Annotated in this window: 7 protein-coding genes; all 7 read left to right on the forward strand. The window is 62.5% G+C overall.

Annotated features, from left to right (window positions below; genetic code table 11):
- Positions 1-262: DUF4082 domain-containing protein (locus BS630_RS00005; protein ID WP_131629805.1), on the forward strand; the 262-nt coding region annotated here is incomplete at its 5' end.
- 50 nt (positions 263-312) lie between these two features.
- Positions 313-1,536, forward strand: a complete 1,224-nt coding sequence (locus BS630_RS00010; RefSeq protein ID WP_183594657.1) for a GTP-binding protein — start codon at positions 313-315, stop codon at positions 1,534-1,536.
- A gap of 216 nt (positions 1,537-1,752) precedes the next feature.
- Positions 1,753-7,089: a DUF4082 domain-containing protein gene (locus BS630_RS00015; protein ID WP_077975701.1), complete on the forward strand. Its 5,337-nt coding sequence runs from the start codon at positions 1,753-1,755 to the stop codon at positions 7,087-7,089.
- Between the two features lie 35 nt (positions 7,090-7,124).
- On the forward strand, positions 7,125-8,357 hold the full coding sequence (locus tag BS630_RS00020; protein ID WP_077975702.1) for a GTP-binding protein: 1,233 nt from the start codon (positions 7,125-7,127) through the stop codon (positions 8,355-8,357).
- Between the two features lie 73 nt (positions 8,358-8,430).
- Positions 8,431-8,739 carry a hypothetical protein gene (locus BS630_RS00025; RefSeq protein ID WP_003549393.1) on the forward strand — a complete coding sequence of 103 codons (309 nt, stop codon included), beginning with the start codon at positions 8,431-8,433 and terminating at the stop codon, positions 8,737-8,739.
- Between the two features lie 41 nt (positions 8,740-8,780).
- Complete coding sequence (locus BS630_RS00030) at positions 8,781-10,925, forward strand: peptidase domain-containing ABC transporter (protein WP_077975703.1); 2,145 nt, start codon at positions 8,781-8,783, stop codon at positions 10,923-10,925.
- Positions 10,922-12,364, forward strand: coding sequence for an HlyD family type I secretion periplasmic adaptor subunit (locus BS630_RS00035; protein ID WP_077975704.1), 1,443 nt, complete (start codon positions 10,922-10,924; stop codon positions 12,362-12,364). Before BS630_RS00030 ends, BS630_RS00035 begins: the two co-directional genes overlap by 4 nt.
- Positions 12,365-12,709 lie beyond the last annotated feature (345 nt).

Genomic DNA, 12,709 nt, shown 5'->3' on the forward strand with positions numbered 1-12,709 from the left:
CTTCACAACGCCTGTCACCATCGCCGCCAATACCACCTATATCGCGTCCTACCACACCACCGGCGCTTACGTGGCGAGCAATGGCTTCTTCGCCAACGGCGTCAGCAACGGTCCGCTGTCGGCGCTGTCCAGCGCTGCGGCTGGCGGCAATGGCGTCTATGCCTACGGCGGATCTGCCACCACAGGTCTCTTCCCGACCAGCACCTTTGACTCGGCAAACTATTATGCCGATGTGGTCTTCCGGCCGCAGCTCGCAGCTTGACGCGTCGAACGAGGTTAGAGACGGTTTCGAATGAGGCTTATAAAACGCAAATGACAGTCGCTCCGAATGCCCTCATTCAAGGGATGCCGATAAACAGCATCGACCGGCTGCCGGTCACAGTGCTCTCGGGTTTTCTCGGCGCCGGAAAGACGACGCTCCTCAGCCACGTGTTGACCAATCGCGAGGGCCTGCGGGTCGCCGTCATTGTCAACGATATGAGCGAAGTGAACATAGACGCCAGTCTTATTCGAGACGGTGGCTGTAACCTGTCGCATACGACGGAGACGTTGATCGAGCTCAGCAATGGCTGCATATGCTGCACCCTGCGCAACGATCTCCTGACGGAAGTGCGGCGACTGGCCGAAGAGGGGCGATACGACTATCTGTTGATAGAGGGGACCGGCATTGCGGAGCCATGCCCTATCGCGGCAACCTTTTCATTCCGCGACGAGAACGGTGTTTCGCTCTCCGATTTTGCGAAACTCGATACGATGGTGACCGTCGTCGACGCCGCAAGCCTCTTGGCCGATTACAGCAGCGCTGATCTGCTTCGCGATCGCGGCCTGCAGCGGGACGGTGACGACCGGCGCACGCTCATCGACTTGTTGGTCGACCAGATCGAGTTTGCCGATATTATCGTGATCAACAAGATCTCGGATGCGACCGAGGAGGTCCGCGCGGAAGTCCGCAAGACGGTGGCTGCACTCAACCCGGATGCCCGCCAGGTGGAGACGGACTTCGGCAAGGTTTCTCTTGCAACCATCCTCAGTACAGGCCTCTTCGATGAAGCAAAAGCCGCCGCTCACCCGTTGTGGCACAAGGAACTGTACAATCCGGGCGACCATGTTCCGGAGACGGAGGAATACGGGGTATCGAGCTTTGTCTATCGCACGAGACGTCCCTTCGACCCCAAGCGGTTTCGAGCATTCCTGGACGAGCCCTGGCCGGGGGTAATCCGCGCCAAAGGCCATTTCTGGCTTGCCACGCGCCCGCGTCACGTGGGTTTGATGTCGGCTGCCGGGGTGCAACGGCGCTGTGAACCTATGGGGCTCTGGTGGGCGGCCGTTCCCCGACAAGACTGGCCCAGCCATCAACAGTTTCGTCAGCATCTCGAGAGCCGATGGGACAGCGCTTGGGGCGACCGTCGGCAGGAGCTCGTGTTCATCGGTGTTGATATGGACGAGACAGGCGTCCGCACCGCGTTGGACGACTGCCTGGCAAGCTCGGACCCGCGGGACTGGTCGGCTCTCGAAGATCCGTTTCCGGCCTGGTAGCACGGGGCTGCGCAGGACAACGCTCGACCTAACCGGCTCGACCAGCCGGGCCGGACCAAAATTCCTTTTCTACCAGCGTCAGCCAGGTGCAGTAGCCGTAGGCAGCTTTGGGGCTCGTTTGGGCGGTTTGCGCTGAGGGTCATCATATCGGCGTATGAGGGTACCACCCATATACCCCGGATTGCTGACGTACGTTCCCGTAGCAAAGGTGCCAGAATGAACGTCTTGCTGGTGCGGTCGAGGGCAGCCGATGGGAAGGGGACGCCGCTGATGCGGAGAATTCATGTCAGTAATCGTGAGTACCTGAGTATATTTGGTGGAGCGTTGAGTATCGGTCGTGCGTCCTCTGCCTGGAGTGCAGTCCTTGGATCCGCGACGGTCGTGTCTTCGACAAGTACCGATGGTTCCCTGAATTTTGCCAATCAGGGCAGCGCAACCGTCCAATCCTCCTTCTCCGGCACGGTCACATCTTCGCTGATATCATCAGGCGACATGCAATCGTCCCCCGCATCGTCGACGGCGATGCCGGCGCCCGCGGGAGATAGCGGCGCGCAAGATGGTTTCACCAAGACGGCGTCGGCTGCGACGGTATTCCAGACGCCTTCCTCGACAACGCAACGCACCGTGCTTGCCCCGGATCCGTCCGAGGAGGCTGCGACACTGCCTGCCGCTCCCACGCTTACGGGTGTTACCACCGATGCCGATACCGGCAGCACCAAGACGGCGGCGCCGGTCAGCTCTTCCAGCACTCTCGGCACGACTTCGTTGCGCCTTCAGGCCTCGATAGCATCTGTCTCTGTGGAGCCGAGCCAGGACGGTTCTGCTGAGACGACCGCAGCCCCGACAGCACTGGCCGCCCCGATGGCGGCGGTTACGGCTGCGGCGACGCCCAACAAGATCGCGCTCGAAAACCTGAAGCAGGGCAACCCGATCAGCGAATGGGGTCTGGAGGGCGACGGTGGTGGCACCATCCAGGGCTTCGCTACTGAAATCAGCACGAATATCGGCCAGACGGTCGATTTCAAGATCGCCACCGATTCCACCCATTACCGCATCGATATTTACCGCATTGGCTATTACGGCGGGGCCGGTGCGCGCAAGGTGGACTCGATCGAGCAATCGCTGACATCGGCGCAGATCCAGCCGCACCCGATCGTCGACATGTCGCTCGGCCTCATCGATTGCGGCAACTGGTCGGTATCGGCGAGCTGGCAGATTCCCGACGATGCCGTCTCGGGCGTCTATTTCGCCAAGCTGGTGCGCGAGGATGGCACCGAGGATGCAAGCATCATCCCCTTCGTCGTGCGCGACGACGCCTCCACCAGCGAGATCGTCTTCCAGACATCCGATACCACCTGGCAGGCCTATAATGCCTGGGGCGGCGCCAGCCTCTATTATGGCGAAGTCCCGGTCGATCCGGCCGACATGATCGGCTACCTGCCGCCGAACTGCAGCTGCGGCCTGACCGCGATCGGCCGTGCTTCAGCCGTCAGCTACAACCGCCCGATCATCACCAATACCAGCCCGATCGGCGGCCCGCATGATTTCGTCTTCGGCGTCGAGTCTTCGGCGATCCAGTGGTTGGAGCAGAACGGCTACGATGTTTCCTATATCTCCGGCGTCGATGCGACGCGCAACGGCAGCCTGCTGCTGAACCATGATGCCTATCTCTCTGTCGGTCATGACGAATACTGGTCGGCCGAGCAGCGCGCCAATGTCGAGGCGGCCCGCGATGCGGGTGTGAACCTCGCCTTCTGGAGCGGCAACGAGTGCTACTGGAAGGTGCGCTGGGAAAGCAGCATCGACGGCAGCGGCCAGGCCTATCGCACGATGGTCTGTTACAAGGAGACCTGGGGCACGAGCACGGATCCGAGCGCTACCGGCACCGGCACATGGCGCGATCCGCGTTATGCCGATCCGGGGCAGGAGCCGGAGAATTCGCTGACCGGCACGATGTTCCAGGTGGACAGCTACCGTTCCGATTCGATCACCATCCCCTACGACTATTCGAACCTGCGCTTCTGGCGCAACACCGATGTCGCCGAGCTTGAGGAGGGCGAGACCTATAATCTGGTGCAGAACCTGCTCGGTTACGAGTGGGATTCCGACGTCGAGAACGGCTTCCGGCCGGATGGCCTCATCAACCTGTCGCTCTCCTCGATCGCGGTCAGCACCTATCTGCGCGACTACGGCACGACGGTCGGCGATGCGGTGGCGACCCACAGCCTCACCATGTACCGGGCCGAAAGCGGCGCGCTGGTCTTCGGTGCCGGCACCGTCTTCTGGTCCTGGGGCCTGAATGCCAACCACCAGGGAGCGCAGACACCGACCGATCCCAACGTGCAGCAGGCGATGGTCAACATGTTCGCGGACATGGGCATCCAGCCGACCACGCTCGATGCGAGCCTGATCCTCGCGACCCAATCGACCGACGCGTTGAAGCCGACCTCGTCGATCTCGTCGCCGATCATTGGCGCCAGCTTCGTTGAGGGGCAGCGCGTCACCATCACCGGCACGGCGCAGGATTTCGGCGGCGGCATCATTGCCGGTGTCGAGGTTTCCACCGACGGCGGCCAGCACTGGTTCAAGGCTACCGGCCGCGAAAGCTGGAGCTATAACTGGGTCGTCCAGGCAAGCGGCACCTATACGATCCTGTCGCGCGCCGTCGACGATAGCGTCAATCTGGAGGCACCATCGGCCGGCAAACAGGTCACTGTTACCCTGCCGGGCACACAGGGCCTGTGGACGCTGGCGGAAAAGCCCGCGGTCGAAACGGCGATCGATCGCGATCCGGTCGAGCTCGGCCTGCGCTTCCAGGCGACGACGGCAGGCTCCGTGCAGGGCATCCGCTTCTACAAGGGCTTCTACAATACCGGCGACCACGTCGTCAGCCTCTGGTCCAGCAACGGAACCCTGCTTGCAACCGGCGTGTCGGTGGGTGAATCGCTCTCCGGCTGGCAGACGGTGATGTTCTCCTCGCCGATCCAGATCGCCGCCGGTACGACCTATGTGGCCTCCTATCACAGCAATGGATTCTTCTCCGTCACCGAGAACTATTTCAGCGAGCCCTATGCCAGCGGCGCGCTGAAGGCCGTCGATGGCGGCGGCGTCTTTGCCTATAGCGGCACCAGCACGTTCCCCGGTCAGAGCCCCGGCGGCTCGAACTATTGGGTGGATGTGGTCTTCGACGCCGGCCCGAACAGCCAGCCGGTCGCCACCGACGACAGCGGGCTGATCATCGGCCACAACGGAACGCTTGTTATCTCGATTGCCGCACTCGTCGCAAATGATGTCGATGCCAATGGCGATGCGCTGACCATCACCGCCGTTGGCAATGCCCTCAACGGCACGGTTGCTCTCAACACGCAGACCGGAACCATCACCTTCACGCCGGCTAATAACTATTCGGGCCCGGCAAGCTTCGCCTACACGCTGTCGGACGGGCGCGGCGGTACGGACCAGGGCAATGTCAGCCTCACCGTTCAGGCCGCTCCGGCCGGCGAGACGCTGTTTACGGGAAGCGAGGGGCCGACCGGCGGCAGCTTCAACGACAATACGGCGATGGAACTCGGCATGAAGTTCGTCGCTTCCTCAAACGGCACGATCTCGGGCATCCGCTATTACAAGGCTGTCGGCGATACCAGCGTGCATACCGGCTCCATCTGGAGGGCCGACGGCACGCTTGTTGCTACGGTCACCTTCACCAACGAGTCGCTCTCCGGCTGGCAGACGGCAAACTTCTCCACGCCGCTGCAGATCACGGCGGGTGCGACCTATGTCGCTTCCTACCACACGACCGGCAGCTATGTGGCGACCGCAGGCTATTTCAACACGGCTCATACCAACGGCTCGCTGACGGCGCTCGCCGGCACGAACGGCGTCTATGCGGTCGGATCGGGCTCGACCTTCCCGACGCAGAGCTACCAGTCGTCGAATTACTGGGTCGATGTCGTCTTCAATCAGTCGACGGGCAATACTGTGCCGGTCGCCGCCAACGACAACGGCTACACGACCTATGCCAACACGGCCCTGTCGATTGCCGCAGCCAACCTGCTTGCCAATGACAGCGATGGCGATGGCGATCCGCTGAGCATTACCGGCGCAAACGGCGCGGTCAACGGAACGGTGACCTTTAACAGCCAGACCAACACGGTGATCTTCACGCCGAACGCGGGCTATACCGGCGTCGCAAGCTTTTCCTATTCGATCTCGGACGGGCATGGCGGCACGGCTTCGGCCACCGTCAGCCTCACGGTCAATTCGCAGCCCGGCGGCGGCACGACCTCGAGCCTGTTTACCAGCGCCGACACGTCGGGGGTTACCGCCGCCAATGATGCCAACTCGGTCGAACTTGGCGTCAAGTTCATCGCTTCCGCCAACGGCCAGATCACGGGGCTCACCTATTACAAGAGCGCACAGGATACCGGCATGCATGTCGGCTCGCTCTGGACCGCGAGCGGCCAGCTCCTTGGCCAGGCAACCTTCATCAACGAGACGGCAAGCGGCTGGCAGACGGTTTCCTTCACGCAGCCGATCAATGTCACGGCCGGCGTCACCTACGTGGCGAGCTACCATTCCAACGGCTTCTATTCGGCAACCGCGAACTACTTCACGACAGACTATACGAGCGGCGCGCTGACGGCGCCGGCAAGTTCGATCAGCGGCGGCAACGGCGTCTATGCCTATGGCACGGGCAGCCTGTTTCCGACCGCCTCCTACAATGCCAGCAATTACTGGGTGGACGTGCTCTATCAGCAGGGCGCGCAGAATGCGGTTCCGGTCGCCGCCAATGACAGCGGCTACTCGACCAATACGGGCACGCCGATCACCATCCAGGCCTCGGCGCTGCTTTCAAACGACAGCGATGCCGATGGCGATCCGCTCACGATCACCGGTGTCAGCGGCGCCGTCAACGGCTCGGTCGGCTACAATGCCCAGGCCCAGACGGTGACCTTCACGCCGACCGCAGGCTATTCGGGACCGGCGAGCTTCAGCTACGCGATATCAGACAGCAAGGGCGGCACGGCCACGGCCCAGGTTGCCCTCACCATCAACAACCCGGCTGCAGGCCCGGAGCAGAACCTCTTTGCCGCCAATGCGACGCCTGCAATCGTCTCCACCAACGACAATCAGCAGGTCAATCTCGGCATGAAGTTCCAGGCCGATACGGCAGGCTGGATCACTGGCATCCGCTTCTACAAGGGTGCCGACAATACAGGCCCGCATAACGGCTATCTCTGGACCGCCTCGGGCACGCTGCTCGGCAGCGTCGCCTTCAGCAATGAAACGGCAAACGGCTGGCAGACTGCGACACTCACCCAGCAGGTGGAGATCGCCGCGGATACGACCTACGTCGTTTCCTACAGCACCAACGGCAATTATTCGGCGACCGGCAACTACTTCAGCGCCGATGTGACGAATGGCGACCTCAGAGCGCTCAGCGGCAGCAACGGCGTCTATGCCTACGGGTCGAGCGGACTGTTCCCGAGCGCCAGCTATAACAGCACAAACTACTATGTGGACGTAGCATTCAGACCGCAGCTCGCGGCGTAAAGCCCGCCAAGCATCTGTAAAGGGTAATGAGATCGATGATGGGTGCAGACAACAGATTGCCGGTAACGGTTCTCGCCGGGTTTCTCGGCGCCGGCAAGACGACTGTCCTCAACCATGTCCTGAGCAATCGTGAGGGTCGCCGGGTTGCTGTCATCGTCAATGATATGAGCGAGGTCAACATCGATGCGGATCTCGTGCGCGAGGGGGGTGCAGACCTCTTGCGCACGGACGAGACGCTGGTAGAGCTCACCAATGGATGCATCTGTTGCACCCTGCGCGACGACCTCCTGAGCGAGGTTCGCCGGCTCGCTAGCGCCGGCCGTTTCGACTATCTGCTGATCGAGGGCACCGGCATTGCCGAGCCGCTGCCGGTCGCAGCCACCTTCTCCTTCCGCGACGACAGCGGGGCAGCACTCTGCGATGTCGCGCGGCTCGACACCATGGTTTCCGTCGTCGATGCGGTCAATCTTCTCGCCGATTACCAGAGCGCCGAGTTCCTTGCCGATCGCGGCGAAAGGCGTGACGGGGACGATGAGCGCAAGCTTGTCGAACTCCTCGTCGAGCAGATCGAATTTTCCGACGTCATCATCATCAACAAGGCAGGCGATGTGCCGCCTGTAATGCTCTCAGAGGTTCGCCGGGTCGTCGCGGCGCTCAATCCGGATGCCCGCATCATCGATGCGGTCTTCGGTCAGGTGCCGCTTGGCGCGATCATGGATACCAGGCTCTTCAGCGAAGCGAAGGCCGCCCGCCATCCGTTCTGGCACAAGGAGCTTTACGGCTGGGGCGACCACGTGCCCGAGACCGAGGAATACGGCATTGCGAGCTTCGTCTATCGCAGCCGCCGGCCTTTCGATCCCGCGCGGCTGAGCCGCGTCATCGAGCAGCCATTGCCCGGCATCATCAGGGCGAAAGGGCATTTCTGGCTGGCGACCCGGCCGGATGAGATCGGCCTGCTGTCGATTGCCGGCACGCAATGCCGCATCGAGAACAGGGGGTTCTGGTGGGCCTCGGTGCCGCGGGCGCACTGGCCGCGCCATCCGCAATTCCGCCAGTTGCTTGACCGGCATTGGGATGATGTCTGGGGCGACCGTCGTCAGGAGCTGGTCTTCATCGGCTCCGGCTTTGACGAGGCGGCGATCCGTGCCGCGCTCGACGATTGCCTGGCCGGGGAGGAGACGGGTTTCGATCCGCAGACCGCCATCGGCCTTCGCGATCCGTTTCCGGCATGGCGGCACGATACTCACGCATCGGACCGAAAAGTGTGAAGCGGTTTTCGGATAATCCGATGCGTCGACTCAAAGGTGAACAGGTTTTGATTATCAACCAGAGGAGAGAACAATGAGCAACGAACTTTATGCAGATGGCATCGGCGAAATCACCATCACGGGAACGATCGTGCGCATCGACCTGATGTCGCTCTCGGCCACCGATCGTGACGCCAACAACAATCCGAAGCCGGTCTTCCGCCAGCGCATCATCATGCCGGTCGATGCCTTCGCCAATGCGGTCGATCTCATGCAGAAGGCGCTTGGCGGGTTAGTCGAGGCGGGTGCGGTCCGTCGCATCGGCGATATGCCAGCTGCGGCTGCTGCGGATATTCAGACGGTGCAGGCCGGCGCTTCGAACGCCTCGCCGAACTTCAACTGATAAAAAATGTTGCCTCGGTCTCGTACTGTTTCGGGTGGGCCATGAGTGGTTTTCTGCATACCAACCTGCACTGTCTTGCACTGGTCGCGCGTCATCACGGCGTCGATCTTGCTCCTGAACGACTGCAGCACGATTATGCCGTCGGCAACGATCCCGTTGCCATGCGGCAGCTGCTGCGCATGGCCAAGGATGCCGGCCTCAGGGCAAGGCATCTGACGCTCGACTGGCGATCCCTGTTCCAACTCGGCGAGGCCTTCCCGGTGCTCGCCGAGCTGACGAACGGCAACTGGGTGGTCATCGCCGGCGCTGTCGGGAGCGGGGAGGATGAGAGAATCCGCGTTCTCGACCCGCTGGCATCACGCGCCGAGGTGATGATGCTCAGCGAAGAGCAGTTCGCCAAGGCCTGGCTTGGATCGGTGATCCTGCTGAAGCGCAGCTATCGCATGTCCGATGAGGACCGGCCCTTCGGCTTCCGCTGGTTCGTCCCCGAGATCATCAAGCAGCGCAGCTTCTTCCGCGACGTCGCGCTCGCCGCCTTCGTGCTCTACGGGCTGGGGCTGACGACGCCGATCTTCTTTCAGCTCGTCATCGACAAGGTGCTGGTGCATCAGAGCTATGCGACGCTGACGGTTCTGACGGCGGGCATCGCGATCGCGCTCGTCTTCGACGCGACGTTCACCTTCCTGCGCCGCTATCTGCTGCTTTATGCGACGAACAGGATCGACATCCGCGTCGCGACCCGCACCTTCGGCCATCTGCTCAACCTGCCGATCGCGCTCTTCGAGCAAGCCTCGGCCGGCGTTCTCGTCAAGCATATGCAGCAGACCGGGCGCATCCGCGAATTCCTGACCGGCCGGCTGTTTCTCACGCTCCTGGACGGCGTTTCGCTCCTGGTCTTCGTGCCGATCCTGCTTCTCTACAGCGTCAAGCTGACGCTTGTCGTGCTCGGTTTCGCCGCCCTCGTCGGGCTCGTCGTGATGATGCTCGTCGGGCCGTTCCAGCGCCGGTTGCAGGCGCTCTACCAGGCCGAAGGCGACCGGCAGGCATTGCTGGTGGAAACCGTGCACGGCATGCGCACCGTCAAATCGCTGGCGTTGGAGCCGCGCCAGCGCAAGGTGTGGGACGATTATTCGGCCCAGGCGATCTCCGTGCGTTTCCGGGTCGACAAGATCTCGACCATCGCCCAGGCGATGACCGGGCTGCTGGAGAAGCTGATGAGCGTCGCGATCATCGGCCTCGGCGCGCTCGATGTCTTCAGCGGCGCGATGACAATCGGCGCGCTGGTCGCCTTCAACATGCTCGCCGGCCGGGTCTCGGGACCACTGGTGCAGATCGTCACCATGGTGCACGAATATCAGGAAGTCGCGCTCTCCGTGCGCATGCTCGGCGAGATCATGAACCAGCGGCCGGAGCAGGCGGGCCGCGGGCGAGGTGTTCGGCCGCATCTGCAGGGCCGCATCGAATTCGACAGGGTCAGCTTCCGTTATGGCCCGGATAGCGCGCCGGCGCTCGACAATGTCTCCTTCGCCATTCCGGCGGGCTGCCTCTTCGGCGTGGTCGGCAAGAGCGGCTCGGGCAAGACGACGATCACAAGGCTCATCCAGGGGCTCTATCAGAGCCAGGAAGGCCTCGTGCGCATGGATGGCTATGACAGCCGCGAGATCGACCTCGTGCATCTGAGAACGAGCATCGGCGTCGTGCTGCAGGATAGTTTCCTGTTTCGCGGCTCGGTGCGCGAGAATATCGCCGCCGCCAAGCCCGATGCCAGCATCGAGGAGATCATGGAAGTCGCCCGCATTGCCGGCGCCGAGGAGTTCATCGAGCGCCTACCGCGCGGCTTTGACACGATGCTGGAGGAAAACGCCTCCAATCTGTCAGGCGGCCAGAAGCAGCGGCTTGCCATTGCCCGCGCGCTGATCACCGATCCGAAGCTGTTGATCTTCGACGAGGCGACGAGTGCGCTCGACCCCGACAGCGAGGCGATCATCCGAGAGAATCTGAGCCGCATCGCTGCCGGCCGCACCGTCATCATCGTCTCGCACCGGCTTTCGACGCTCGTCGATGCCGATGCCATTCTTGTCATCGAGCGTGGCAAGGTCGCCGATATCGGCCGGCACGATCAGCTTGTATCGCGCTGCATGACCTATCGCCACCTGTGGTCCCAGCAGATGAGGCAGGTCGCATGAATGCGCACACCAGAAAACCCAGCGAGAACCTGCCGGTCCCTTCAGGCAAAGGCCCTTCAGACACGGCGCCCTCAGGCAAGGGAAGGGAACTGACCAACCGCCCGCCGCTGCCGCCGGCAATTGCCGAATTCCAGTCCGACGCCGTCGAGCTGGAGGAGCGCGCGCCGCCGCGCATTGCACGGATGACGCTCTACTGCGTGACGGCGCTGATTGTTTCGGCGATCATCTGGGCCTCGGTCTCGTCGATCGATGAGGTGGTGATTGCGCCCGGCAAGCTCGTCACCACCCAGCCGACCATCGTCGTCCAGCCGCTCGAAACCTCGATCATCCGCACGATCGAGGTGAAGGCCGGGGAAGTGGTGCATGCCGGGCAGACGCTCGCGACCCTCGACGCCACGTTCAGCCAGGCCGATGTCGACCAGCAGCAGGCGAAGTTCTCCGCCCTCGACGCCCAGGTGAGGCGCATCGAGGCCGAGCTTGCCGGCGACGACTACACGAAGATGGCGGGAGATACGCCCGACCAGTTGCTGCAGGCGCAGCTCTTCGGCCAGCGACAGGCCTTTTACATGGCGCAGCTGCAGAATTTCGAGCAGCAGATCGCCGGCCAGTCGGCCGCTCTTGCGGCGAGCGAGAACCAGGAGGCCGTGCTCAACGACAGGCGCGATGGGCTCTCGCAGATCGAGGCGGCGCGGGAGCGGCTCTATAACAAGCAGAGCGGCTCGCTGATCACGCTGCTCGGCTCGCGTGACGCCCGCCTCGACGTCGAGTCCGACCTGACCGCGGTCCGCGGCCGGGCCGATGAGGCCGCCCACGCCTATGCCAAGCTCCGAGCCGACCGCCAGGCCTTTATCGAGGATTTCCGTCGCGCCGCAATGGAGCAACTGGTGGAATTGCGCGGCCAGCGCGACATGGCTGACGAGGAACTGAAAAAGATGGAACTGCGCCGCAACATGGTGGTGCTGACCGCACCCGCCGATGCCGTCGTGCTCGATCTCGCCCAGCGCTCGGTCGGTTCAGTGGTGCGCGAGGCGGAACCGGTCGTGACGCTGGTGCCCATTAACGTGCCGCTCGAAGCCGAAGTCTCGATCAACACCCGCGACATCGGCCGCGTGGCCGTCGGCAAGGAAGCCCGAGTCAAGCTCGACGCCTATCCCTTCCAGAAATACGGCACCGCCTCGGGCGAGGTGAGAACCATCAGCCAGGACACCTTCCTCACCGGCCAACAGGAGCAGACAGAGACCCCGAACCAGCCGGCCGCTCCCTTCTTCAAGGCGCGGATCCTGCTTGCCGATACCCGGCTGAATGCCACAGGTATGCCGGTGCGGCTGCTTCCCGGGATGACCGTGTCCACGGAAATCAAGGTCGGCAACCGTACGGTGATCTCCTATTTCCTCTATCCGCTGCTGCGTGGCCTCGATAATGCAATACGCGAACCGTAGGACGCGGCGGATCAGTTCGCCCCGACGGGATCCCGTGTGAGCTTCGAGGCAGATATTTCGCATCTCATAGCTACGCCTGATCTGCCCGCAGAACACGCGCCGCCGAGACCAGCGTCGCCCGGCCGTCAACGACCTTCGACAAAACCTCGATCCGCTGCAGATCACGCTCGCTCATCGTAATCAGTCCCATCCGCAATCCCACCCGGGGAGTGTGACATTCCAACTTTGCAGAAACAGGACACTTCAACTTTGCGGCTACAACAAATTGTCAAAGCTGAATAGGGCTGCGACGGTGCCGGCCAGTTAGAAACGCGACATTGGCGTCCGGCTTGCTCCGACGATCAG

The sequence above is a fragment of the Rhizobium laguerreae genome, from assembly GCF_002008165.1.
In the GTDB taxonomy this organism is placed as follows: Bacteria; Pseudomonadota; Alphaproteobacteria; order Rhizobiales; family Rhizobiaceae; genus Rhizobium; species Rhizobium laguerreae.

What these genes read in the sequence shown, in the direction of transcription:
- BS630_RS00010 (WP_183594657.1), top strand. Translation starts at nt 313, where the DNA reads ATGACAGTCGCTCCGAATGCCCTCATTCAAGGGATGCCGATAAACAGC.
- BS630_RS00015 (WP_077975701.1), top strand. Translation starts at nt 1,753, where the DNA reads ATGAACGTCTTGCTGGTGCGGTCGAGGGCAGCCGATGGGAAGGGGACG.
- BS630_RS00020 (WP_077975702.1), top strand. Translation starts at nt 7,125, where the DNA reads ATGATGGGTGCAGACAACAGATTGCCGGTAACGGTTCTCGCCGGGTTT.
- BS630_RS00025 (WP_003549393.1), top strand. Translation starts at nt 8,431, where the DNA reads ATGAGCAACGAACTTTATGCAGATGGCATCGGCGAAATCACCATCACG.
- BS630_RS00030 (WP_077975703.1), top strand. Translation starts at nt 8,781, where the DNA reads ATGAGTGGTTTTCTGCATACCAACCTGCACTGTCTTGCACTGGTCGCG.
- BS630_RS00035 (WP_077975704.1), top strand. Translation starts at nt 10,922, where the DNA reads ATGAATGCGCACACCAGAAAACCCAGCGAGAACCTGCCGGTCCCTTCA.